This window comes from Bacillus sp. FSL R5-0576 (assembly GCF_038004765.1).
GTDB lineage: Bacteria > Bacillota > Bacilli > Bacillales > Bacillaceae > Bacillus > Bacillus subtilis.
In genome coordinates this window covers 3129391-3152982 of sequence record NZ_JBBORU010000001.1, presented here as the reverse complement: position 1 = coordinate 3152982, position 23592 = coordinate 3129391, and the positions used below count along the sequence as shown (strand labels likewise).

Genomic DNA, 23592 nt, shown 5'->3' with positions numbered 1-23592 from the left:
AAGCTGGCGTTAGAGCGCCAGCTTTTTTTTATTAAGGGCGATGAAATGCGACAGTGCTGCCATCCCGGTCGAACCAGCCTCTGAAGGCCCAGTTGATCCAGCCGCCATCGCCTTTGTTTGTAAAGGTTCCGTCTTCAAATACCCAAATGCCATACGTAATGCCGTCGTAAACGGCTGAGCCGTAAAATTGCACACCGTTCAAATGATCTTCATATTCCTGGCTTAAATTAAAGACCATGACGTTATATTTTTGGCCGGACGCGTAGAAGGAAGACTCCATGAGGTTTTTCACAAAGCCATCCCTATTCTGTGCGGATTTGATGGCATCAGCGATCTGGTTGGCAATTCCAAGTACATCCAGGTTGACGTTTAAACCTACATCAGCGGCAGTTGTTCCAGCAGTAGTTGTCTGCGACATCTTCGGAGCAGGATTTTCTTCAGCGGAAGCAAAGGACAAAGGGGCAATTGTCAAAGCGGCACCAAGAGCAAGTGTCATTGGGATACGAATACGTTTCAAGTTGTTTCCTCCTTTGTTTTCATTTGGTTACACTACACGCATACCCTGCTCAATGTATTTGTAATCTCAATATTGTTAAAATAGGAAAAAAATAGTGTTTGAATTTGCCTGTGCTGTGAAAAAAGAAGCAAAAAGAGGGTCTTAAGCGTATTATTGGTATCGGCTGAGAGGAATGTGAGATAATATAGACGCTTACATTTCAGTGAAAGGGTGGATGTTCAAGTGCCAACAAGTTTAAAAGATACTGTAAAGTTACATAACGGAGTTGAAATGCCTTGGTTCGGTCTGGGTGTTTTTAAAGTAGAAAATGGTAATGAAGCGACTGAATCAGTGAAAGCGGCAATTAAAAATGGTTATCGCAGTATTGATACAGCAGCGATCTACAAAAATGAAGAAGGCGTTGGCATCGGGATTAAAGAATCCGGTGTGTCAAGAGAAGAGCTCTTCATCACATCAAAAGTGTGGAATGAAGATCAAGGCTACGAAACAACGCTTGCTGCCTTTGAAAAAAGCCTGGAAAGATTACAGCTTGATTACTTAGATTTATATTTGATCCATTGGCCTGGCAAAGATAAATATAAAGATACATGGCGCGCGCTTGAAAAGCTGTACAAAGATGGCAAAATTCGCGCGATCGGCGTCAGCAACTTCCAAGTTCATCATTTAGAAGAGCTGTTGAAAGATGCTGAAATCAAACCGATGGTGAACCAAGTTGAATTTCACCCTCGTTTGACGCAAAAAGAATTAAGAGATTACTGCAAAGCGCAAGGCATTCAGCTGGAAGCGTGGTCTCCGCTCATGCAGGGACAGCTTTTGGATAACGAAGTGCTGACACAGATTGCTGAAAAACACAATAAATCTGTGGCTCAAGTGATTTTGCGCTGGGATCTGCAGCATGAAGTTGTAACCATTCCAAAATCCATTAAAGAACACCGTATCATCGAAAACGCTGATATTTTTGATTTCGAATTGTCTCAAGAAGACATGGACAAAATTGACGCATTAAATAAAGATGAGCGTGTCGGCCCAAATCCTGATGAGCTTCTGTTTTAATCAAAAAACTCCCCGTTATGGGGAGTTTTTTTAGTGCGTTTTTTTCTGTTGAATGAAAAACAGCATCAAAAAGGAAATGACAACAATACAGACGACCCACGCCCAAGCAAGGGTATTGTTGCCGGAATCCAATGCGACATATATCGCCGTCGGCAGTGTTTGCGTAACACCGGGGATGTTTCCTGCAAACATGAGTGTTGCGCCAAATTCTCCGAGCGCCCGCGCAAGGCTGAGGATGCTTCCGGTCAGTAACGAAGGATAGGCAAGCGGGACGGAGATATGGATAAACACTTTCCATCTGCTAGCGCCGTCTACCATTGCCGCACCTTGTATATCGGGATCAATGTCAGCAAATCCGGTTTTGGCTGATTGATACATAAGCGGAAAGGCTACAACAGCCGAGGCGATCACAGCGGCCCACCAGGTGAAAATGACAGGCTGCTGGAAAATCCACTCGATGGCTTGTCCGATGAAGCTGTGCTTTCCGAAAATGACGATCAAAATAAAACCGACAACAGTAGGCGGAAGAACGAGCGGAAGCATAAAACATGTTTCGAGTGCCGTTTTTCCGAAAAATGATGCCCGTGACATCCATGCTCCAGCAAGTGTTCCGAGAATAATGACAACAATTCCGGCAACTGCCGCCACCTGAAAGGAAAGCGCAACGGGTGTGAAAAATTCTGAAGCGCTTATGCTACTAGGCAGTAAAGCCATATTTCTCAAATACTTTCATTGCTTCATCAGATTGCAGGTATTCGTAAAATTCCTTCGCTTCCTTACGGTGTTTTGTATCTTTTACGATTCCTAACGGATAGACAATTGGGCTGTGTGTATCTGCTTTTGCCTCGTCAATAATGTTGACCTTTTTCGAGACCAGGGCATCTGTTTTATAAACAATACCTGCGTCTACATTGCCGGTTTCAACATAAGAAAGAACTTGGCGAACGTCTTTTCCATACACAATTTTATCCTTCACTTTGTCCCATAAAGACAGCTTTGTCAGTGATTCTTTCCCATAAGCTCCTGCCGGTACGGATTCCGGAGTGCCAAGGGCGATTTTTTCTGATTCAGCCAGATTGCTGAAGCTTGTCACAGGTGAATCTCCGTTTTTCGGTACGACCAGCACAATTTCATTACCGACTAAATCAGTGCTGTCTTTTTTTGCGATATCTCCATCATCCACCAGCTTTTTAAATTTATCCTCAGCAGCTGAGAAGAACAGATCTGCTCCTGCTCCTTGAGAAATCTGTTTTTGCAAGGCGCCGGATGAGCCATAGTTATCTTGGATGGTAATATTTTGATGCTCTTTTTCATAATTTTTTTGGATTTCCTCAAGTGCATCCTGCGCGCTGGCGGCAGCTGAGATGGTTAACGTTACTTTTTTCTCGCTGTCCGTTGAAGACTGGTTTGAAGAACAGCCCGCTGCAAGGAGAAAAGCAGTTAAGGCTGCGATGAAAATAGAATACTTCTTAAACATGATTGCACCCCTTATCATTAGATATAACTAATTATAACTGATTATGTTTGGTTTATGTGGGTTTTTTTACATTGGACGAAAAGGTATAATAAAATAGGAGAGTGATGATGATGAATGAAACCTCTTCCTATACGATAGAAGAAGTTGCAGGTCTGCTGAAGGTATCAAAGCTGACCGTTTATGATTTGATTAAAAAAGGCGTGCTGCCTGCTTATCGTGTCGGAAGGCAGATGCGTGTGGATGAAGAAGATTTAAAGCAATATAAAACGAATATGAGAATGTCTCAGCCCATCGCTGCAACAGAAGCGCCGAAACAGGTGCAGGAGGCTGAGCCGGACGACAGACGGAATGTCATGATCAGCGGACAGGACATTTCGATGGATCTTCTCAGCAAGCATTTGGAGAATGCCATTCAGGAGACGCCGCTCCGTAAATACAAAGGAAGCTTAAACAGCCTGATTGATATGTATCAAGGCAAGTGTGACATTGTCAGCCTCCATTTGTACGATGCTGAAACGGGCCAGTATAACGCTCCTTATGTAAAACGGATTTTGACAGGTGAACCGTTTTGTCTCCTCAATGTCGTTCTCCGCAAAGCAGGACTGTATGTGAAAAAAGGGAATCCGAAAAATATTCAAGGCTGGAAGGACTTGGAAAGAACCGATATCCGGATCATCAACAGGGAAAAGGGTTCTGGCGCAAGGGTGCTCCTTGATGAACAGCTTGGCTTGCTTGGTATGAATCCAGCTGATGTAGTGGGATATAGCGATATCGTGACTGATCATTACGCTGCTGCTTCACAAGTTTCAAGCGGACAGGCTGACGCGGGAATCGGGGCACAGCACGCGGCACATATGGGCAGTGTTGATTTTATCCCGCTCATCGACGAACAATATGATATCGTCGTTTTGAAAAAACATGAGCAGCTGCTGAAGGCCGTGAAGGAGATTTTGAATTCTGAGGAATACAAGGCGAATTTGTCTCATTTAAACGGCTATGAAACAAAGCTGACTGGCAAGGTGATATTGGAAACGTAAAAAATCCCTCTTGATAGAGGGATTTTTTTCATTCGGAAAACCTGAGCAGGTCACCATTTAAAATTTTATCAGAGAGAGACAGTTCTTCGTTTGCTTTCTCCTTATAAGGGAGGCACGCATCCTGATTTTCCAGCACTTCACCTGTTTTTTGGCTATAGCACGTGTTCTTTGTGTATATATAATCGTTCGTAATAAAGCTGCCGTTTCGCAGAACGGCGAATGGGGTGCGGTCGCTGGACAGCAAATCATTGCCGAATTGGATATCGCCTTTTGTCTCAACGCCGAGTAAATGCATCAGTGTCGGTCTGACGTCGACTTGCCCGCCAACATCAGAGATGGTTTCCGGCTGTTGATCGGTGATTCCCGGGATATGTATGATAAACGGCACCCGCTGGAGCTGAACGTTGTCATACGGTGTGATTTCGTCTTTCCCTAAAAACTCAGCCATTGCCTCGTTATGGGCTTCAGAAATGCCGTAATGATCTCCCATAAATACGATCATCGAATTTTCGTATAAGCCTTCGTCCTTCAGTTTTTTGATAAAATGCTTCAATGCTTCATCCTCATAGCGAACCGTGGTCACATAGCGGTTTAACAGATCACTGCTTGAATCGAATTCATCTATCAGCTGATCCTTTTCATCAATCTCAAACGGAAAATGATTCGTTAACGTGATAAAACTGCTGTAGAACGGCTGCGGCAGGCTTTTCAGCTTTTCGGCGGACTGCTCTAAAAATTCTTTGTCTTTTAAGCCCCAGTTTGTCGATGTCCCGGGAGTGACGTGAAAATCATCAACATCATAAAAGCGGTCAATGCCAAATGTATCGTACATGACATCTCTGTTCCAAAATGTTTTATGGTTAGCGTGAAAGACGGCTGAATAATAATCGTGCTGTTTCAACGATTTATACATTGTATGAAATTGATGGTCGCTTTTCGTGAAAAAGACGGCGCCGCTAAGGGAAGGATACAGTGAATTAGCGACGATAAATTCTGAATCTGATGTTTTGCCTTGTTCTGTTTGCTGATAGAAATGATCAAAGGAATAGCTTTTTTTAATGAGATCATTCATAAATGGTGTAATTTCTTTTCCATTTACTTTTTCATTCAGAACAAAGCTTTGGGTCGACTCAAGTGTTACAAAGATGACATTGCGCCCCTTTGCAAGGCCGAATTTGCTTTGATCAGGCTTGCTGTAATCAGCCTCTGTGTAGTTTTTAATGGCAGTTATACTGTCTTCATCGGCAAAAGCTTTCGCGCTGATATTAACAGTCTGAGAAATTGTATCGTAAATATGGAACTGAAACAGACCGATGCTTTTGACTAGCATTTCCCGGTCAAAAGAATGTGCCAAAAGCTTCGGCTGCTGTACTTCTGCAAGTGCCAGTGTGCATAAAAGCATGCCGCAGGAAGCTGCATAGTACCGTTTGATCGTGCGGGGAGCGGCTTTTGTCTGTGGGTGTTTGGTTTTTCTGGCGAACAGCAGCAGAAAAACCAAATCCACAAACAGGGCGATAAACAGAGGATGGAACAGTTCTTTTACACTGCTGCCCATATCGCTCATGTTGCTGGCCTGAAATAAAACCGGGATGGTAATAAAATCGATATAAAAGCCGTAAAAAATCGTATTAGAGATCAAGATGACAGTCAGAACCAAATTGGCAATCAGCAAAAAGGCCCGCTGCTTGTTTTCTTTTAGAAACAGGCCGATCCCGAATAAAGGAAGAATAAAGCTGAGCGGGTTGACCAGCAGCATTAGCTCCTCCAACAGAGTATCGATTTGCAAATCAAAGCCGAGTTTATATATCACATACGTTTTGATCCACATAAATAAGATCGAAAAACATAAAAACCGCTGATTGTGAAAAAAGGTTCCTTTCATCAATATGACTCCTCGCGTTTTCTTGATCATCTGCATGAAATGCTTCTTAAGTAAAACCTACTAAAAACAGCCGGTTCAGACAAGTCTCAGCACTCATGTTTAAAACATGCGCCCATGAAACAGCATATAAAAGTAGTAACATGAAGCAAGGGTCAGGCCAGCTAGCACGAGCTGCTCAGAAAAACTGCCTGTCTTCATATATAATGGAAGCCGAACGCGGATCGTTGAAGGGAATAATAATTTGATTCCGTTCACCGTCCAAGCGTCAAGAATCAAGTGGCTTGCCATTCCGATCATCAGGCCGGCTGATATGTTTTTATCTGGAATGTATGTAGAAGTGATAAAAAACATGATGAGCATAAACAGCAAGCTGTGTGTAAATGTACGATGGCCAAAAACGGAGCTGACCACTTTCGATAAAATAGGAAATTTTCTCCCGATTTTGCTTTGTGTGTGGCAGATATCGGGTATTAATGCTCCAACCGCGCCTGACGCAGCCATAAGCACTGGATCAAATCCATAATAATAAGCCGCTGCCGTACAAGAAGCGATGCCTCCCATGATGTGTGTTTTTCCTGTCATTTGCCGCTTCTCCTTTTATCTTTTGCAAAAAATCTCTGAATTACAAATATATCAAGAGAATGTAAGTTTGATCAACAGGACTTTGGACGATAAAAAATATCCCGCATAATTTTTCATAAAAGAGGCATCTTAAACATGTACCTATTTTTTAAAAGAGGTGATACGAATGGGTTTCTTTAATAAAGATAAAGGAAAACGTTCCGAAAAAGAAAAAAACGTAATCCAAGGAGCTCTTGAAGATGCTGGTTCAGCTCTAAAAGATGATCCGCTTCAAGAAGCTGTGCAAAAAAAGAAAAATAATCGATAATCACATGCGGATAGGGCTTGGCCCTATCCGTATTTTCCATCTGTTCCCTTTGACAGATCATCCTTTCTTTGATAACCTTCTGGGAGTAACTGAATAATTAAATCCTCACTCTTTCTCAGTGAGGTAGAGGTTGCGCGGATGATAAGTCACACATGCCAGGCTGACAGGGGCTGTTAAACATGTGTAAAAGGCATCAGCGCCGAAGTGTGGAGAAAGCCGATCCTTCTCTATGCTGGGACTGTATCTGAATAAGTGCAGGACTGCCGCGTGCTTTTTCGCGGAGGGCTATCCGGAGATCAAGGGTGTGTGTTTCTTTAAGCATGGACTTTTGTTCAGGCTTTTTTTGCGTTTATATGATCTCGGGGTCTGGTCCGTACAAAGAATCATGGAGGTACTGGAATGGAACAGACAAAAAAATGGGGTTTTTGGTTATTAACGGCGTTTGTCGTTGGAAATATGGTTGGATCAGGAATTTTCTCCTTGCCGAGCTCGCTTGCTTCAATTGCGAGTCCGTTTGGAGCTACGTCCGCCTGGCTTTTGACAGGTGCCGGCGTGCTGATGATTGCACTTGTGTTCGGACACTTGTCCATTCGCAAGCCTGAACTGACAGCGGGACCGCAAAGTTATGCAAGAGCGCTGTTTTCTGACCCGAAAAAAGGCAACGCTGCCGGTTTCACAATGGTGTGGGGCTACTGGGTGGCGAGCTGGATCAGCAACGTGGCGATCATCACAAGTCTCGCCGGTTACTTGACTTCGTTCTTCCCGATCTTGGTTGATAAACGTGAGATGTTTTCGATCGGCGGGCAAGAGGTGACACTCGGCCAATTACTGACGTTTGCCGTATGTACGATCTTGTTATGGGGAACGCACGCGATTCTTGTTGCCAGCATTAACGGCGCAAGTAAATTAAACTTTGTCACAACGCTTTCTAAAGTATTAGGTTTTGTCTTCTTTATCGTTGCCGGTTTGTTTGTGTTTCAAACGACATTATTCGGTCATTTTTATTTCCCGGTTCAAGGAGAAAACGGCACAAGCATTGGAATTGGCGGCCAGGTTCATAACGCCGCGATTTCTACACTGTGGGCGTTTGTCGGAATTGAATCCGCGGTGATCCTGTCCGGCCGTGCGCGCTCTCAGCGTGATGTGAAACGTGCGACAATTACCGGCTTGCTGATTGCCTTGAGCATATATATTATTGTGACTTTAATTACGATGGGTGTTCTGCCGCATGATAAGCTTGTCGGCTCTGAAAAACCATTTGTTGATGTACTCTATGCGATTGTTGGAAACGCGGGAAGCGTGATTATGGCGCTTTTGGCTATCCTTTGTTTATTCGGAACGATGCTCGGCTGGATTTTGCTTGGCTCTGAGGTGCCATACCAAGCCGCTAAAGCAGGAGATTTCCCGGCATTTTTTGCAAAAACGAATAAAAAGGGAAGTCCGGTCATTGCACTCATTATTACAAACGTCATGTCACAGGTCTTCATTTTCTCGGTTATTTCCCGGACAATAAGTGACGCATTTACATTTTTAACGACAGCGGCTACACTCGCATATTTAATTCCGTATCTGGTATCTGCAATCTACAGCTTGAAGGTAGTCATCAAAGGTGAAACGTATGACCAGCTGAAAGGCTCCCGTGTAAGAGACGGATTGATCGCGATACTGGCGTGTGCATACTCCGTGTTTGTTATCGTAACAGGCACAGCAGATTTAACGACATTTATCCTCGGCATCGGTTTATTCTTTGTCGGCTTGATCGTTTATCCATTTGTGAGTAAAAAGTTCCAGAAAGAAAAACAAGCATAATGAAAAGACACCTGATTTGCTCAGGTGTCTTTTTTATAAAATCACAATTTCTCCTGTTAGGAATCCGTTCGTTAACCTAGCTGACAGGAAAGCTGAAATCGAAAGAAAAACCTTAAGGCACAATCGAATATGCAAAAAACGTTTTTCAGTCTCTCCAGCATAAAAAAACTGATCGTGTTGAGGATGCAGCTTAATATGAATGGCTCAAAGAAAATATCCGATATGATTCAAATTGAGCCGTTCCTTATAAATAAACAAAAGAGCCGCGGACAGGCGGCTCTTTTGTTTATTTAGTCAAGCTTTCCGTAATATACTCCAGTTGTCCTTCTAATGAAATCGGGTCTGTGAAATAGAAGCCAATCGGATCAATCTTGTATACATGGCCATTTTTAACGGCATTCAGGTTCTTCCAAATGGAGCTGTCAAATACGCCGCCATCATCACCGCTTGATTGCCATGGGCCCGCGAAAATGTAATCTCCGGCGAAATCAGGGAGCTTCTCTAATGAAATACTTGTATAACCTGGCCCCTGGTCAATGGCTTTTTCTTTTGTCAGCTTTGTAGCCTGCAGGCCGAGGTCTTTGTAAATGATGCTTCCGCCTCTTCCAAAGTCTTTACCAAATACGTAAATGTCTTTTCCGTTCGTTTGCATAATGGAAATGGTTTTGTCACCAACCGCTTTTTTGATTTTTGTTTTAGCGGCCGCAACTTTTTTATCCCACTCGGCCAGCCATTTTTCAGCTTTATCTTCAGTTCCCGTCATTTTTGCAAATTCTTTCAGCTGTTCGATGTTGTCGAGCTTATCGTATTTTACTGCGACAGTCGGCGCAATTTTTTCAAGCTTTTTAATATCAGCGCCCTGTGTTGTCCAGACGATAATCAGGTCAGGGTTCAAATCAATGACCTTTTCAACCGAAGTGCCGTCTCCGATGTTTTCGACGCCGTCAGTTTTTCCTTTGTAGTAAGGGTTTTTAAATACATTCTCAGGCGCACCGACAACGTTGATGCCGAGTGTTTTGAAGTAGCCGTAATAGCCGTCTGCCATGACAACCACCCGTTTAGGATGCTTCGGGATTTTTACATTTCCGTTTTCAGCCTTGTATGTAAAGGTTTCTGCGCCTTTTGAATCAGAGGCAGAACCTTTGCTTTCTGAGTTATTCCCGCAGGCTGCCAGCGCTGCAATCAATAACAGGGCAAAAAACGCGGCTCCGAGTTTCTTGTATATATGGGTCATATCTCATACCTTCTTTCTAAAAAAATAAATGAAAAAGAGAATCATTATCATCTGTGATTATACCACTGCAAGTGCCGGTTGACACGATATTTTTGCAAATGCATTTTCATTTTTGTTCAAAACACTCTATTAAATCAGCTGAAAAAAGTGATATACTGAAACAGCAATTGATAATCATTATCAGTAACAGAAAGGAAGTACGGCAGTTGAGTCAACATAAAAATATACAGACTGCATCAGAAGAAATCCAATGGACGTCAAGGACATATGGCGCGGTCATCGTCCTTATTGCAGGTCTATGCCTGCTTTGCCTTGGCGCATTTTTATCCATATCTCTCGGTGCAGCGGATATTCATTTGCGCACTGTATGGGACGCCATTTTTCATTATCAGCCGACAAAGACATCTCACCAAATTATACATGATCTTCGGCTGCCGAGAACGGCGGCTGCCGCGCTTGTAGGCGCATTGTTGGCAGTGTCGGGAGCAATCATGCAGGGGATGACGAGAAACCCTTTGGCAGAGCCTTCGATTATGGGTGTGACATCAGGCTCTGCGTTTGCTGTTTCGATTGCGTTTGCCTTTTTTCCCGGGCTTTCTGCAATGGGGCTTGTGCTATGGTCCTTTGCGGGAGCGGGGCTGGGGGCATCGACGGTAATGGGCATCGGCATGTTTTCAAGGGGCGGACTTACGCCTGTAAAGCTTGCTCTGGCGGGTACGGCAGTTACTTATTTCTTTACCGGCATTTCAACTGCCATTGCAATCCGCTTTGATGTCGCTCAGGATATCAGCTTTTGGTACGCAGGCGGGGTAGCGGGTGTGAAATGGTCGGGGGTCCAGCTTTTGCTTATTGCAGGGGCTGTCGGTTTAACGCTCGCGTTTTTCATCGCCCGGTCTGTTACAGTGTTAAGTCTCGGTGACGATCTGGCAAAAGGGCTTGGACAATATACATCAGCGGTGAAACTGGTTGGCATGCTTATTGTAGTAATTCTGACCGGAGCTGCGGTTTCCATTGCCGGCACCATTGCATTTATCGGGCTGATCATTCCGCATATTACCCGTTTTTTGGTCGGTGTGGATTATCGGTGGATCATTCCTTGCTCGGCGGTGCTCGGTGCTGTTTTGCTTGTTTTTGCTGACATAGCGGCCAGACTCGTAAATGCGCCCTTTGAAACGCCTGTCGGCGCGCTGACTTCTCTTATCGGCGTTCCCTTTTTCTTTTATTTGGCACGTCGTGAAAGGAGAGGGCTGTAATGAAAACAAAAACAAACAAACCGCTCGTTGTAATGGCTGTGACCTTTTTGCTTATCGTGGTGGTCTTTTTTATCAGTCTCAATTTGGGCGTTATCAAAATTGCACCGCTTAAAACGCTTCAGGTCTTTTTCGGCCAAGGAACGGCGCGTGATGAACTTGTCTTATTTGAGTTCAGGCTGCCCAGGATCATCCTTTCTTTGCTTGTTGGAGCAGGGATCTCCGTAGCTGGAGCCATTTTGCAAAGCGTGTCTCAAAATGAACTTGCCGAGCCTGGTATTCTCGGAATTAACGCCGGCGGTTCACTTGCTGTAGTGCTTTTTATATACTTTTTTCAAGGGTCAGCTTCAGATCTCAGCTTTTTCGGAACATTTATGCTGCCGTTCAGTGCTTTGGCAGGAGCAATCCTCGCTGCGTTTCTCATTTATATTCTGGCATGGAAAAAAGGCGTGACACCGATTCGGCTGATTTTAGTCGGCATAGGGGTGAATGCCGGATTCAACGCCCTGTTGCTGATTTTTCAGCTTAAGATGGACCCTCATGATTTTATGCAAGCCGCGGTTTGGATATCCGGCTCAATATTGGGGGCGAACTGGAATATGATCTGGGCGATTCTCCCTTGGATTGTGATCTTGCTTCTGTTTACTTTATATAAGGCACGCTATTTGAACATTATGCAGCTCGGAGACCAATTGGCGACCGGGCTGGGCACCGCTGTTGAAAAGGAAAGACGGATTCTTCTTCTGGCAGCGGTCACTCTTGCCGCTTCATGCGTGGCAGCTGCGGGGGGCATTGCGTTTCTCGGATTGATCGCGCCGCATGTGGCTAGAAGGCTGACCGGTCCACGTCACCAGACGCTGATACCGGTCTCCGCCTTCATCGGCTCATTCCTGTTTTTGCTTGCTGATACGCTGGCGAGAAATGTATTGGCACCATCAGAAATTCCGGTCGGACTTGTCATTTCCGTGCTAGGTGCGCCTTATTTTATTTATTTATTGATGAAAGCGAATTAGAGGAGGGGGCCGAATATGAATTCATTATCAACGGAACAGCTTGGAATCGGTTATGGCGACGGGGTGATTGTAGAAGATTTAAATATATCGATTCCTAAAGGGAAAATTACCACCTTAATTGGCCCGAACGGCTGCGGGAAATCAACGATTTTAAAAACAATGTCCAGAATTATGCGTTCACATGCAGGTGCCGTCTATTTAAACGGCAAAGCGATTCATAAAATGTCTACAAAGGACATTGCAAAAGATATGGCGATTCTTCCACAGACACCTGAAGCGCCGAGCGGCCTAACAGTGCACGAATTGGTGTCGTACGGCAGGTTTCCACATCAATCAGGATTCGGCAGATTAAATGACGAAGACCGCCGGATTATCAAATGGGCGCTTGAAGAAACAGGCATGGCTGAATATGCTGAACGGCCGATTGAGGCATTGTCAGGCGGACAGCGTCAACGCGTGTGGATTGCCATGGCGCTTGCGCAAGGGACGGAACTGCTTCTGCTGGATGAACCTACAACGTATCTTGATCTTGCACATCAGCTTGAAATTCTGCAGCTGCTTGACAGACTCAACAAAGAGCAAGGGCGGACGATTTTAATGGTCATTCATGATCTTAACCATGCAGCTCGTTTTTCTCATTATATGATCGCGCTCAAAAAAGGCACGGTCATCAAGGAAGGAACTGCACTGGAGGTCATGACACCGGACATTTTGAAGCAGGTATTTCAGATTGATGCCGAAATCGTGACTGATCCCCGTACAAATAAACCTGTATGCTTGACATATGACTTGATTAAAAATGAAAAAGAGCTAGTTACTGTATGAAAAAATCCCGGTTTGAAGCCGGGATTTTTTTTTATTCGGCTTTGAAAATACAATTTTTCTATTTGATTCCGTCATTTCAATAAAAGGATTGCAAGTCTTTTTGAATTAATAGATAATATTGGTTAGAATGTTTCGAAAATATTACATAGTTTACAGAAAGAGGAGATCGTTGTGTCCAAGAAGAAAAAATGGCTTATTGGCGGTGCGATATGTGCCGGTGTGCTTGTATTGGCTGGGATCGGCGCTGGCGGTTTTTACTTTTTTACCCACATGAACCAAGTTGCCGTATCATCGGAGCCCTATGCTGAATCGGTCGCGGTATACATGGGAGGAGATTCAGAATCAGGCCAAACGTTTTCTGGAAAGGTTGAACCTGAGAAACAGCAGAAAGTATACATAGATTCAGAAAAAGGCAGCATTAAAAAAACATACGTCAAAGAAGGCGATCAGGTTAAAAAGGGCGATAAGCTTTTTGAGTATGAGGGCGAGGATCATTCTGATGAAGTGGAGCAAGCCAATTTGCAAATTGAAATGACAAATCTGCAAATCAACCGTTTGCAAAAATCAATAACGGAAACGGAAAAGAAGCTGAAAGCGGCAGGAAAAGAAGAGAAAACCCAGCTTCAAGATGAACTTGATCAGGCCAATTTCGATTTGAAAACAAGCCAGCTTGAACTGAAGCAGCATCAAAAAGAACTGGCTGGCCTGACGAAAAACAAAGGTTCCAATGTCATTACAAGCAAGCATGACGGAATCGTTCAAAGCGTCAATCAGGATATCGCTGACGGTGCAACAGGCGACCAGGCAACGGGCCCGTATATCCAGATTGTTTCGACGGGCAAATATCTGGTCAAAAGCCAAATCAATGAGCTGTTAATGGACACGATCAAAAAAGGCAGCAAAGTCAGGGTCACGCTGAAAACAGGCGGTGAGGGCGAGTGGAAAGGAAAGGTCACCTCGATCGGCAAGCTTCCAGCGGGAGCAGGCGAGGGTGAAGAATCAGAAAGCTTTGCTGATGAAGAAATGAATCCCCAGTCCTCTAACTATCCTTTCACCATTTTATTAGACAGCCATAAAGGTCTTGAAGTCGGCTATCATGTCAACATCGAAGTGATGAGTGATAATGCTGATGCGGACACGATCAAGCTGCCGTCCGACATGGTCATTCAGGATGACGGCGAACCGTATGTGTGGAAAGCTGATGAGAATCAGAAAGCGGTTAAGCAGCCTGTTGAAATCGGAGAGACTGATGAAAATGACATGGTGGAAATTAAGAGCGGCCTGACGCCGGAAGATTATGTGATCTATCCTGATCCCGCGGTCAAGGAAGGAAAGCAGGTTACAGTCAATGCTGACACTGAATAATATTTCAAAGTCGTACAAGCTGGGAAAAGAAGAAGTTCCAATCTTGAAACATATCAATCTGACTGTTCAGGCGGGGGAGTTTTTAGCTATTATGGGGCCTTCGGGTTCTGGAAAGTCAACGTTAATGAATATTATCGGCTGTTTGGACAGGCCAACCTCAGGAACCTATACGCTTGACCAGATCGATATATTGAAAGGGAAAGACGGGGCTTTAGCCGAAATTCGCAATGAATCAATCGGGTTTGTGTTTCAAACTTTCCATTTGCTGCCGCGTCTCACCGCGCTGCAAAATGTCGAGCTGCCGATGATCTACAATAAAGTGAAGAAAAAAGAGAGAAGGCAACGGGCATATGAAGCGCTGGAAAAGGTCGGATTAAAAGACAGGATCTCCTACAAACCGCCTAAGCTGTCCGGCGGCCAAAAGCAGCGGGTGGCGATAGCGAGGGCCCTCGTCAATCAGCCGAGGTTTATTTTAGCTGATGAACCGACCGGGGCGCTTGATACCAAATCAAGTGAACAAATTTTGTCACTGTTTTCTGAACTGCATCGGGAAGGCAAGACCATTATTATGATAACCCACGACCCGGACGTCGCCAAAAAAGCTGACAGAACCGTTTTTATCAGAGACGGAGAGTTGGTATTAGATGAGAGAGGGGATATCAGCCATGCTTGAACATATTCGAATCTCCATTCAATCCATTTTCTCTCATAAATTAAGATCCATTCTGACAATGCTCGGCGTGATTATCGGCATAGCGGCAATCATCGCGATTGTTTCAATGCTGAAGGGCCAAAGTGAGCAATTAAAGCAAAGTATGATCGGCATGGGAAACAACGCGATCAACGTTGTCTACCAGCCGTCTGGCGGAGAAGAGGAGAGCGGCGGCCCTCAGGTGTCGTATGCGTCTGCGCCGCCTGTAGCGGAAGAAACAGTAAAGGCGATCAAATCAGATCCGATGGTCAAAGGATTATCCTTATATTACTTATCAGAAGGCGCGAGCGTTTTTCATTTAACTAACGTTTCGTATCCCCAAGTGTATGGAGTGGACGATGATTACTTCGACATGTTTCCAATCCGAATAACCGAAGGGAGAAAGCTGACGGAAAATGATTTAAACAGCACACACCAAGTGGTGATGATTAATGAAGCTGTCAGAGATGAACTGTTTCCGGACGGAGAAGCTCTGCATAAAAGCATTGAGATGAATGGTGTGCCGTTTAAGGTCGTCGGTGTTTTTAAAGAAAAAAATCAACAGGAAAGCATGTTTGAAGGCGACTATGCGAACCCGGTTTTGTACGTGCCGAAAAAAGTGTGGCCGCTTATTGAAGGGTTTGACGCGCCAACGCAGATTGCCGTGCAGGCTGATTCTTCTGAGCATATCCAAGAAGCGGGTGTAATGGCTGCAGATCTTTTAAATCAGGGACTGTCAGAAGCTGAGCTGGAAAAAGCAGAGTACAGTGTAATGGATCTTCAGGAGATCGCGCAGGAAGTGGAGTCCTTTAATCAGTCATTTGCATTGCTGCTTGGCGGAATCGCCAGTATTTCACTTTTGGTGGGCGGTATCGGCGTCATGAACATTATGCTCGTTTCCGTAACGGAGCGCACGAGGGAAATCGGAATTAAGAAAGCGCTCGGTGCTAAGCGGCGTGTGATTTTATTTCAATTTTTAACCGAGGCTGTCGTGCTGACAAGCATTGGCGGAATACTCGGTGTGCTGGCGGGCTTCGGCATCGCCAAGCTGCTGACGGTCATTTTTCCGATGCCTTTTATCGTCTCCATTCCAGCTGTTGTCGGAGCACTCATCTTTTCAATGGCAGTCGGCATTATCTTTGGCTTGCTTCCGTCCATTAAGGCTTCGAAGCTTCAGCCTGTAGACGCGCTTCGCTATGAATAAAAAGAACGCATCCAATTGGAATGCGTTCTTTTTTTAGCTGGGAAGAGCCGAGTTGCATTTGTCTAAAATCAAAAAAACGGCTGCGACAATCATTTCTTCTGTGGTGGACAGCCAGATGTCGCTGATCAATTGGTCTGTTGTATGAGCAGTCATCCACAAAAACAGCAGCTGTACGATGCCGGCAAGGAGAATGAATAGACGTTTTCCCGTCTTGAAAAATGTAAAGCTATGTATCATCAGCCTTTCAAATGGTTCAAAGCATAATCCGAGAACAAGAAATACCACGGCAAAAAGCAGGACATGAGCTGCTGAGCGGTAGCTCGTTCCCGCTAAAGAAAACAATATATAGATGACAGCAAAATAGGTCAACACCACTGCTGCTGCGGCTAGCAAGTACTTTATGGAGAGCCGCAATAAGCGTTTTGAAGGGTTTTGATGTTTCACTGGTTCAGCTCCTTATGAAGGCTTGCGGAGAACGAGTGCTCTCTGCAAGCCGCAAGTCTTTTATTTACTGCATTTCTTTTTCACTACTGGGTGCTTTTCTTTTGAAAGCACATCAGTAAAGTCTTTGCCCAAGTCAAGGTGCGCTTGAACAAATGTTTCAGGAAGCATGGCAAGCCATTGGTTTAAAGATACATCAGCATAATGGTCGTCTTTGAAGATTTCTAAAAAGACAAGCGGTTCATCCCCGATGTTTTCAACGTAATGACCCATTGCAAATGGTACATACCCGACATCACCGGCTTGGTAATTAAACGTTCTGGCATGGCCGTCAGATGCAAAAACGGTCATTCTAGCTTTACCGGAGATGTAGTATTGCCATTCGTGGGTATTCGGATGCCAGTGCAGTTCTCTCATGGCGCCGGGTTCTACTGTTACGAGCGCTGATGCGATGGTTTTAGACACTTTGAAGTTTGTCGAATCTGCAATGTATACTTTTCCTCCCTCAGATTCGATCGGCTCTTGTTCAAGAAGGCGGTAAGTAAATGGATAAGGCACTTCGCCATTCGGCCCTTCCACAATATCATCTTTTAAACTGCCAGGAAGTTGGTTTTCAAATATATATTTTTCTTTGTCAGGTAAATTGGCAATCTCTTCTTTTGTCACGCCGAAGTTCGCAGCAATGACTTCTTTTGGAGTGTGGGCAAGCCAATCTGTCAGCTGGAACGTGCTGTTTTCAGAGAATGATCCATCGTCAAACACGAGCAGGAACTCAGCTCCCTCATCCAGCGCTTGGATGGAGTGCGGCAGGCCTGACGGGAAGTACCAAAGGTCTCCTTCACCTACATCGTCAATAAAGCTGCGCCCTTTTTCATCTACAATTGTGACTCTTGCACTTCCGTAAATCATATAAGCCCATTCAGCTTCTTTATGCCAGTGAAGCTCGCGAATCGCACCTGGCTTCAGCCGCATATTTACGGATGCAAGGTTTTCTGAAATCGGCAATTCACGTACTGTCACTTCACGGGCATATCCGCCTTTTTCTAATCGGTTATGAGTATCAGAGAACGAAAACTTCATATTGCTGACGGTGCCATGATCGGTTTCAGGCGGAACGAGCATATCAGGGTTTTGCCGGTCTCTTTCAATATTGCGCGGGATTTTTACCGTTGCTCCTTTGTCTCCTCTAATTGGCTGCGGAATGTCATTTTGTTTTTTCATGAAATATTTCCTCCTTAAATTTAATGTGATAGCAGAAAGAGAAGGTGAAAGGCCTTTCGTTTTCCCTTCTGTTTTGTTAAGTGAAAAAAACCAGTGAAAAGTCAACTTCGATTGAAAAATTATTTTTTTGCATGATCTTTCAGTTCTGTCATTAGTTCTATTAGTTGATCAAACTTCTTTTCGAATCGGGTCAGCAGATACATTGCAATCAGCGCGGGAAACCCCAAATTGCCGATCTGTTTTACGACTTCCTCTATAAAAACCTGATCCATAGGAAAATACCTCCCTTCTTTTTCTGCAGTCATGTATGTAAGTGAAGGAAAACCGATAAAACGTAAACTGCTGCAAAGTATTTTGGAAGACACTAGTCGGAAAGTAGTAGTTTACTTTTTTTTGCTTTCCTTCATTTAATTTAGTAGGGAGGCGGTTTGATGGACTATCAAAGTCTTTTACGGTCAAAATGTAAGGAGATAATGAAGCATCCCATCGTGAAGCATTTTTTGAGCAATCCTCAGCATTACCGTTTGTTCAAAAACGTAATGGAAAGCCCTAACGAAAAAGATGCAAAATCATTGGACGAGCTATTTAAGCAGTTTTATAAAGAAATCCGCATCGTCAAGTATATGAATTCAATGATTCGCATCTTTTCTATTGATTTTGATAAGCGGGTTCGCAAAAATCAAAAACGGTATCCGCTGACGGTTGATCATCCGGAGGCAGGAGATCGGCTTCCTTCCGAAACAGGAAGCGATGCATTTGAAGAATTTTTAGACAGGCAGGATGATTTGAGCCAGCATGTTCAGGATTACCAGCTCTACCAAGCGATTCAGAAGCTGACTGACAAACAAAAAAGTGTGCTGACGAAAGTGTATCTTCACGGTGCCACGATGCAGGAGATTGCAGATTCATTAGGGGAGTCCCGACAAAACATTTCCAACATTCATAAAAAGGGGCTGGAGAATATCAGAAAGCAGCTAGCGGCGCAAAAAAAGGGGGAAAAGTAAGCTGTGAACGGCCAGTTTGAACAAAAAAAGAAACAAAAAGACGAGACTTATGACATTGAGCATCTGATTGCATGCTTTTCACCGATGATCAGAAAAAAACTCAGCAATACGTCCTATCAAGAAAGAGAAGATTTAGAGCAAGAGCTGAAGATCAAAATGTTTGAAAAGGCTGATATGCTTTTGTGTCAGGATGTCCCGGGATTTTGGGAGTTTATTTTGTACATGGTAGATGAGAACTCATAATATTTTCATATAAAAAACATCAAAAGGGAGCGCTTGTTTGCTCCTTTTTTGCTGTTTTGATTTGCCAAGCTCCAATGTATTCAAAAATGTACCATAAATAAACGATATAATGATAAGATGAAAAAAACAGTGACAGAAAGGAACATAAAAGTGGAAAATGCATCAATTTTAATCGTAGACGATGAGAAAGCGATTGTGGACATGATCAAACGCGTTCTCGAAAAAGAAGGTTATCGAAATATACTGGATGCGGCAAGCGCAGAAGAAGCGATTCCCGTTGTGAAGGCCAATAAGGTTGACTTGATTGTGCTGGATGTCATGATGGGCGGAATGTCCGGTTTTGAAGCCTGCACACTGATCAGAGAGTATTCAGACGCTCCGATTTTTTTCCTGACGGCAAGATCATCCGACGCGGACAAATTATCGGGCTTTGCGGTTGGAGCTGATGACTATATCACAAAACCATTTAATCCCCTGGAATTAGCGGCGCGGATCAGAGCACATCTCAAGCGTACATATCAATCAAAAGAAACAAGTTCAAATCAAACCTACACATATGATTATTTTACTTTTTCTCCGCAAAATGCCGAGCTTATCGTAGGCGGGGAAGCCGTTGCCTGTTCAGCCCAGCTTCTGCAGCTTTTGCAGTATTTTTGTGAACACCCTAACGTGGTGCTTTCCAAAGATCAAATATATGAAAAAGTATGGGGCTATCCTTCCTACGGTGACAACAACACCGTCATGGTTCATATTCGCAAGCTTAGGGAGAAGATTGAGCGCGATCCGAGCAATCCGGAATATATTGTAACCGTTCGAGGTCTCGGCTATCGTTTTATCCCAAATCCTGAAGGCAAGCGGTCATGAGGTTAAGATGGAAGTTTTTGTTTCACTTTTTCGGCCAGATGCTGATTGTGATCCTGCTGCTTACGGTTATGCTTGTTGCGTCGTTTTTCTATTTAGACGCTCGTTTTAGCGATGCGGAATCCAATTCAGGGCTGACGAAGGCAACGACCGACACACTTGAGGCATATCTCGATGTAAACGAAGACGGGACATGGGAAGTGGATAATTTCCTGAAGAAATCTGTTGATAAACAGCACGGCTGGATGCAAATCATTGATTCGGAAGGAAACACTGATTATTCCTACGGCGTGCCAAAAGACGTGCCGGGCACCTATACCAAGAAAGAGCTTTTGTCTATTTATAAAACCAAAAAGCTTCATAACTATAAACTGAATTATTGGGCCATCAATATTGAAGATAAGTCGTATCTTCTATTGTCCGGCTGGAAATCAAAAAGTGAACAGCTCCTGACGTCGGTTGAAAAGCGCGAACAAAAGATAGACTCACTAGCGCACTATAAGTCCAGTACCATCGACTATATTAAACGGAAAAAAGGCGCCATTTACCTGTTAGACAGCAATGGAAAGATTCTCGACAGCATCAACAGCACAAAAAGCGAGAGAAAAACGATGAACCAGCTGGAGCTGCTTAAATACAGCTCTAAGCCTTGGAACTATAAGCGGGAAATTTCCGTTAAGATCCTCAATAAAGACAGATGGATGGTCGCTACGGTGCCGAACCCAGTCTATGTAACCGATCAGGAGTTTAACAAATCATTCCTGAAGGTTGTATTAAAAGCGATGTTTCTCGTGATGGCCGTTTTGTTCATGTATATCATTTGGATGACCGTTTGGTATATGTTCCGATTCGGGCTGCCGATTTTTCACACGATTAGATGGCTGGTCAATCTGTCAAAAGGGAAGCTTGAGGAGCCCAGAAACCGGGAAGGCCGTCCTGTCAGCAAAAATAAAAAGGGAAAAATCAAACAGCCGTACCGCTTCTTCGGTGAGATATTTGAATCAATGGATCAGCTGACTGAAACGCTGAGAAGGGATAAAAGAAACAGAGAAAAAATCCAGGCGACAAGGGAAGAATGGATTGCCGGTTTGTCACATGACTTAAAAACACCGCTCAGCAGCATTTACGGCTACAGCATGATGCTCGAGTCGAAGCAGTATGACTGGTCGCCGGAAGAAGTGAAAGAAATGGGGCAGGTTGTCAGAGAAAAATCTGAATACATGTCCAAGCTGATTGAAGACTTAAATTTAACGTATCGGCTGAAAAATGATGCTCTTCCTATTGAGAGAAAGCTCACTAGCCTTATCCCGTTTTTTAAAAATGTCATTGAGGATTTTAAGAAAAATCCGTTTTCTGAAGGGTATGATATCTCGTTTGTATCCAAAGAAGAGCATATTGAATTTGCCCTTGATGAAGCGTGGTTCAGGCGCATATTAGAAAACCTCCTTGGGAATGCCGTGAAGCACAACGGCAAAGGAACAGAGATTCAAGTCATTCTGGAGCAAACAAAAAATCATATTTCTTTAAAGGTGAAGGACAATGGGAAAGGAATGGATGAAGAAACCATTACCCATTTGTTTAACCGTTACTACAGAGGGACGAACACAAAAGATTCAACTGCCGGAACGGGTCTCGGGCTCGCGATTGCCAAGGAGCTTGTCCATCTGCATAACGGAACGATCCATGTGAACAGCAGAATGGACATTGGAACGGTCATTACCATCCTTTTTAAAAAACAATAAACATCATGTGGTTTGGACACCTCTTTGCCGGGAATAACAATATATAGACTGAAGCTAAAGAGGTGTAACACATGGATGCAGTATTGGAAGCAGACACTCGGGCAGTGATTGGAGAAGGCCCGTTATGGGATGAAGAAAACGGCCGCTTATATTGGGTTGATATCCTGGGGAGCGAGCTCCACATCTTTGACCCTGAAGAAAAAATCAACCGATCAATCAAATTCAAATCCTTTGTGACGGCGCTTGCGAAATATTCAAAGGATGAACTGATTATGACGATGAAGGACGGGTTTTACCTGTATCATCTTCGGGATGACAGCTTGGAAAAAATTAAACAGCCGAAGGACATGCATGAGAGCCTGAGATTTAATGATGCTAAATGTGACCCGTACGGAAGGCTTTGGGCGGGGACGACGAGCATGGAAGGCGAGCAAAAACAGGCGTCGCTGTACCGTTTGAATCTAGACGGCAGTCTTGTCAAAATCAAGGATCAAGTCTCCACCTCAAACGGTTTGGATTGGGACCGCGAGCGGAATTTGATGTATTACATCGACACGCCGACGCAGGAGATTGTGCGTTACAGCTATGATCCTCAAAGCGGAGATGTTTCGAATCCAGAACCTGTCTATCGTTTTGATCAGTCGGACGGATTGCCGGACGGCATGACAATTGACCAAAATGGCATGCTGTGGGTGGCGCTGTTTGGCGGCAGCCGCGTTGTTCACATTGACCCGTTTCAGAAAAAAGAAATCAATTCAATCAGCGTGCCGGCTAAATATGTCACGTGCTGCGCGTTCGGCGGCAGAGACTTAAAAACTCTTTACATTACAACGGCAACAGAACAAATGACAGAAAAAGAGAGATACGAGCAGCCTCACGCTGGAGGGTTGTTTTCAGCACAACTGGAAACAGGCGGATATCAGCCGGTACCATTTGCTGGAGACGTATAAAAAAACGCATCCGAAACACGGATGCGTTTTTTTTATACTACAGAGAACGGATAATGCCGCCTTCCACACGCTGTGCAGTGCCGTTTATGGCGGATGCGGCGTCAGACGCGAGGAATACGATTGTGTTGGCGACTTCTTCTGCTGTCGCGTATCGCTGAATAAGCGAAGTTGGCTCATTGACCTTGAAATAGTCTTTGATAAATGTATCTGTATCCTGGCCGGCTGCTTGTGCGGCGCCTTCCATATAGGATGCCACGCCCTCTGTCCAAGTAGGTCCCGGGAGCACTGAGTTGACCGTCACATTTGTGCCTTTTGTCATTTCAGCCATTCCTCTTGAAAGGCTGATCAGCGCCGTTTTTGTCATTGAGTATGGAATCATCGTTGGCAGCGGTTTGACGCCTGCTTCACTTGCAATATTTAAAATACGGCCGCTGTTTTTGGCAAGCATTTTTGGAAGGAAGTGACGGCTTGTCCGAACGGCGCTCATCACGTTCACTTCGAAATATTGATTCCACTCTTCATCTGTCACATCGGCGAAGTCTTTTACCTCGAAGAAACCAAGGTTGTTGACAAGGATATCGATATCACCGATTTCATTTACTTTTTCGATAAAAGCCGCTGCTTCATCTGTTTTTGACAAATCGGCAGCAGCACCGTGCACTGTTCCATAGCCAGAAAGCTCTTCAATGGTGCGATCGACAGTCTCCTGTTTGCGTCCGTTGACAATGACTGCCGCACCCTCTTGCAGAAAGCTTTTTGCGGCGGCTTTCCCGATGCCGGACGTCGAGCCGGTGATTAAGACGAGTTTGTCATTTAGCTGTAAATCCATAAGAATCATTCCTTTTGATTGATGATGGTATTAAGTATACAAGATCAAATTTAGT

Annotated in this window: 25 protein-coding genes and 1 riboswitch; of the genes, 15 read left to right on the top strand and 10 right to left on the bottom strand. The window is 44.3% G+C overall.

From position 1 onward, the window contains the following. Positions 1-31: 31 nt before the first annotated feature. Positions 32-517, bottom strand: coding sequence for a stress response protein YvgO (yvgO, locus tag NX903_RS16275; protein ID WP_003243913.1), 486 nt, complete (start codon positions 515-517; stop codon positions 32-34). Positions 518-739: 222 nt separating this feature from the next. Here yvgO and pgoN point away from each other — a divergent pair, with 222 nt between their 5' ends. After that, positions 740-1570 carry a glyoxal/methylglyoxal reductase gene (pgoN, locus tag NX903_RS16270; RefSeq protein WP_041850543.1) on the top strand — a complete coding sequence of 277 codons (831 nt, stop codon included), beginning with the start codon at positions 740-742 and terminating at the stop codon, positions 1568-1570. Positions 1571-1600: 30 nt separating this feature from the next. Here the strand turns inward: pgoN and modB are convergent, their stop codons facing one another. Further along, the gene (gene modB / locus NX903_RS16265; RefSeq protein WP_121517036.1) at positions 1601-2293 is read right to left on the bottom strand and encodes a molybdate ABC transporter permease subunit; all 693 of its coding nucleotides are present in this window, start codon (positions 2291-2293) and stop codon (positions 1601-1603) included. After that, positions 2268-3047, bottom strand: a complete 780-nt coding sequence (modA, locus tag NX903_RS16260) for a molybdate ABC transporter substrate-binding protein (RefSeq protein WP_041850544.1) — start codon at positions 3045-3047, stop codon at positions 2268-2270. The genes modB and modA overlap by 26 nt, the downstream gene beginning before the upstream one ends. Positions 3048-3157: 110 nt before the next feature. Here modA and NX903_RS16255 point away from each other — a divergent pair, with 110 nt between their 5' ends. After that, positions 3158-4084, top strand: coding sequence for a substrate-binding domain-containing protein (locus NX903_RS16255; protein ID WP_086344623.1), 927 nt, complete (start codon positions 3158-3160; stop codon positions 4082-4084). A 28-nt stretch (positions 4085-4112) separates the two neighbouring features. On the opposite strand, the gene NX903_RS16250 is transcribed toward NX903_RS16255, so the two are convergent. After that, on the bottom strand, positions 4113-5966 hold the full coding sequence (locus NX903_RS16250; RefSeq protein WP_086344308.1) for an LTA synthase family protein: 1854 nt from the start codon (positions 5964-5966) through the stop codon (positions 4113-4115). Positions 5967-6065: 99 nt separating this feature from the next. Beyond that, a complete protein-coding gene (locus tag NX903_RS16245) occupies positions 6066-6548 on the bottom strand; it encodes a metal-dependent hydrolase (protein ID WP_003228444.1) in 483 nt (160 codons plus the stop codon). A gap of 166 nt (positions 6549-6714) precedes the next feature. On the opposite strand from NX903_RS16245, the gene sspJ reads away from it, so the two are divergent. Beyond that, a complete protein-coding gene (gene sspJ / locus NX903_RS16240) occupies positions 6715-6855 on the top strand; it encodes a small acid-soluble spore protein SspJ (protein ID WP_003221612.1) in 141 nt (46 codons plus the stop codon). A 116-nt stretch (positions 6856-6971) separates the two neighbouring features. Then, a riboswitch (Lysine riboswitch) is annotated at positions 6972-7151 on the top strand. Between the two features lie 103 nt (positions 7152-7254). Beyond that, positions 7255-8664, top strand: a complete 1410-nt coding sequence (locus NX903_RS16235; RefSeq protein WP_021480593.1) for an amino acid permease — start codon at positions 7255-7257, stop codon at positions 8662-8664. Positions 8665-8950: 286 nt separating this feature from the next. On the opposite strand, the gene NX903_RS16230 is transcribed toward NX903_RS16235, so the two are convergent. Beyond that, positions 8951-9898: an iron-hydroxamate ABC transporter substrate-binding protein gene (locus NX903_RS16230; RefSeq protein WP_086344307.1), complete on the bottom strand. Its 948-nt coding sequence runs from the start codon at positions 9896-9898 to the stop codon at positions 8951-8953. Positions 9899-10104: 206 nt separating this feature from the next. Here NX903_RS16230 and NX903_RS16225 point away from each other — a divergent pair, with 206 nt between their 5' ends. From NX903_RS16225 to NX903_RS16200, 6 genes are all read left to right on the top strand, one after another. Then, the gene (locus NX903_RS16225) at positions 10105-11151 is read left to right on the top strand and encodes a FecCD family ABC transporter permease (protein ID WP_169072850.1); all 1047 of its coding nucleotides are present in this window, start codon (positions 10105-10107) and stop codon (positions 11149-11151) included. Beyond that, entirely contained in the window at positions 11151-12161 is a 1011-nt protein-coding gene (locus tag NX903_RS16220) for a FecCD family ABC transporter permease (RefSeq protein WP_086344306.1), read from the top strand. Before NX903_RS16225 ends, NX903_RS16220 begins: the two co-directional genes overlap by 1 nt. A 15-nt stretch (positions 12162-12176) precedes the next feature. Next, on the top strand, positions 12177-12986 hold the full coding sequence (locus tag NX903_RS16215) for an ABC transporter ATP-binding protein (protein ID WP_086344305.1): 810 nt from the start codon (positions 12177-12179) through the stop codon (positions 12984-12986). Positions 12987-13157: 171 nt separating this feature from the next. Then, positions 13158-14351: an efflux RND transporter periplasmic adaptor subunit gene (locus tag NX903_RS16210; protein ID WP_042974746.1), complete on the top strand. Its 1194-nt coding sequence runs from the start codon at positions 13158-13160 to the stop codon at positions 14349-14351. Then, the gene (locus NX903_RS16205) at positions 14335-15024 is read left to right on the top strand and encodes an ABC transporter ATP-binding protein (protein WP_041333113.1); all 690 of its coding nucleotides are present in this window, start codon (positions 14335-14337) and stop codon (positions 15022-15024) included. Before NX903_RS16210 ends, NX903_RS16205 begins: the two co-directional genes overlap by 17 nt. Then, positions 15017-16246: an ABC transporter permease gene (locus tag NX903_RS16200; RefSeq protein WP_086344304.1), complete on the top strand. Its 1230-nt coding sequence runs from the start codon at positions 15017-15019 to the stop codon at positions 16244-16246. The genes NX903_RS16205 and NX903_RS16200 overlap by 8 nt, the downstream gene beginning before the upstream one ends. 33 nt (positions 16247-16279) lie before the next feature. Here the strand turns inward: NX903_RS16200 and rsiO are convergent, their stop codons facing one another. The 3 genes from rsiO to NX903_RS16185 all read right to left on the bottom strand — a co-directional run bounded on the left by rsiO (position 16280) and on the right by NX903_RS16185 (position 18180). Continuing rightward, positions 16280-16690, bottom strand: coding sequence for an acid stress-sensitive anti sigma factor RsiO (rsiO, locus tag NX903_RS16195; protein ID WP_003243579.1), 411 nt, complete (start codon positions 16688-16690; stop codon positions 16280-16282). Positions 16691-16750: 60 nt separating this feature from the next. Further along, positions 16751-17908: an oxalate decarboxylase gene (oxdC, locus tag NX903_RS16190; RefSeq protein ID WP_086344303.1), complete on the bottom strand. Its 1158-nt coding sequence runs from the start codon at positions 17906-17908 to the stop codon at positions 16751-16753. Between the two features lie 119 nt (positions 17909-18027). Beyond that, complete coding sequence (locus NX903_RS16185) at positions 18028-18180, bottom strand: YvrJ family protein (RefSeq protein WP_003244090.1); 153 nt, start codon at positions 18178-18180, stop codon at positions 18028-18030. A 201-nt stretch (positions 18181-18381) separates the two neighbouring features. Here NX903_RS16185 and sigO point away from each other — a divergent pair, with 201 nt between their 5' ends. The 5 genes from sigO (at position 18382) to NX903_RS16160 (ending at position 22708) form a co-directional block, all read left to right on the top strand. Then, positions 18382-18912 carry an RNA polymerase sigma factor SigO gene (gene sigO / locus NX903_RS16180; protein WP_014477957.1) on the top strand — a complete coding sequence of 177 codons (531 nt, stop codon included), beginning with the start codon at positions 18382-18384 and terminating at the stop codon, positions 18910-18912. A 3-nt stretch (positions 18913-18915) separates the two neighbouring features. Further along, on the top strand, positions 18916-19155 hold the full coding sequence (rsoA, locus tag NX903_RS16175) for a sigma-O factor regulator RsoA (protein WP_021480583.1): 240 nt from the start codon (positions 18916-18918) through the stop codon (positions 19153-19155). 150 nt (positions 19156-19305) lie between these two features. Beyond that, a complete protein-coding gene (gene yvrH, locus NX903_RS16170) occupies positions 19306-20019 on the top strand; it encodes a two-component system response regulator YvrH (protein WP_003243545.1) in 714 nt (237 codons plus the stop codon). Then, positions 20016-21758, top strand: coding sequence for a two-component system sensor histidine kinase YvrG (yvrG, locus tag NX903_RS16165; RefSeq protein WP_015714690.1), 1743 nt, complete (start codon positions 20016-20018; stop codon positions 21756-21758). The genes yvrH and yvrG overlap by 4 nt, the downstream gene beginning before the upstream one ends. Before the next feature lie 71 nt (positions 21759-21829). After that, a complete protein-coding gene (locus NX903_RS16160) occupies positions 21830-22708 on the top strand; it encodes an SMP-30/gluconolactonase/LRE family protein (RefSeq protein ID WP_003228493.1) in 879 nt (292 codons plus the stop codon). 37 nt (positions 22709-22745) lie between these two features. On the opposite strand, the gene NX903_RS16155 is transcribed toward NX903_RS16160, so the two are convergent. Beyond that, the gene (locus NX903_RS16155) at positions 22746-23537 is read right to left on the bottom strand and encodes an SDR family NAD(P)-dependent oxidoreductase (protein WP_069322894.1); all 792 of its coding nucleotides are present in this window, start codon (positions 23535-23537) and stop codon (positions 22746-22748) included. Positions 23538-23592 lie beyond the last annotated feature (55 nt).

Bases quoted from the DNA above. Each gene is read 5' to 3' on its own strand.
- NX903_RS16155 (WP_069322894.1), bottom strand. From the start codon at position 23,537: ATGGATTTACAGCTAAATGACAAACTCGTCTTAATCACCGGCTCGACG.
- NX903_RS16160 (WP_003228493.1), top strand. From the start codon at position 21,830: ATGGATGCAGTATTGGAAGCAGACACTCGGGCAGTGATTGGAGAAGGC.
- NX903_RS16230 (WP_086344307.1), bottom strand. From the start codon at position 9,898: ATGACCCATATATACAAGAAACTCGGAGCCGCGTTTTTTGCCCTGTTA.
- yvrG (WP_015714690.1), top strand. From the start codon at position 20,016: ATGAGGTTAAGATGGAAGTTTTTGTTTCACTTTTTCGGCCAGATGCTG.
- NX903_RS16220 (WP_086344306.1), top strand. From the start codon at position 11,151: ATGAAAACAAAAACAAACAAACCGCTCGTTGTAATGGCTGTGACCTTT.
- NX903_RS16215 (WP_086344305.1), top strand. From the start codon at position 12,177: ATGAATTCATTATCAACGGAACAGCTTGGAATCGGTTATGGCGACGGG.
- NX903_RS16255 (WP_086344623.1), top strand. From the start codon at position 3,158: ATGAATGAAACCTCTTCCTATACGATAGAAGAAGTTGCAGGTCTGCTG.
- NX903_RS16200 (WP_086344304.1), top strand. From the start codon at position 15,017: ATGCTTGAACATATTCGAATCTCCATTCAATCCATTTTCTCTCATAAA.
- modA (WP_041850544.1), bottom strand. From the start codon at position 3,047: ATGTTTAAGAAGTATTCTATTTTCATCGCAGCCTTAACTGCTTTTCTC.
- NX903_RS16205 (WP_041333113.1), top strand. From the start codon at position 14,335: ATGCTGACACTGAATAATATTTCAAAGTCGTACAAGCTGGGAAAAGAA.
- NX903_RS16185 (WP_003244090.1), bottom strand. From the start codon at position 18,180: ATGGATCAGGTTTTTATAGAGGAAGTCGTAAAACAGATCGGCAATTTG.
- sspJ (WP_003221612.1), top strand. From the start codon at position 6,715: ATGGGTTTCTTTAATAAAGATAAAGGAAAACGTTCCGAAAAAGAAAAA.
- NX903_RS16245 (WP_003228444.1), bottom strand. From the start codon at position 6,548: ATGACAGGAAAAACACACATCATGGGAGGCATCGCTTCTTGTACGGCA.
- NX903_RS16250 (WP_086344308.1), bottom strand. From the start codon at position 5,966: ATGAAAGGAACCTTTTTTCACAATCAGCGGTTTTTATGTTTTTCGATC.
- sigO (WP_014477957.1), top strand. From the start codon at position 18,382: ATGAAGCATCCCATCGTGAAGCATTTTTTGAGCAATCCTCAGCATTAC.
- NX903_RS16235 (WP_021480593.1), top strand. From the start codon at position 7,255: ATGGAACAGACAAAAAAATGGGGTTTTTGGTTATTAACGGCGTTTGTC.
- oxdC (WP_086344303.1), bottom strand. From the start codon at position 17,908: ATGAAAAAACAAAATGACATTCCGCAGCCAATTAGAGGAGACAAAGGA.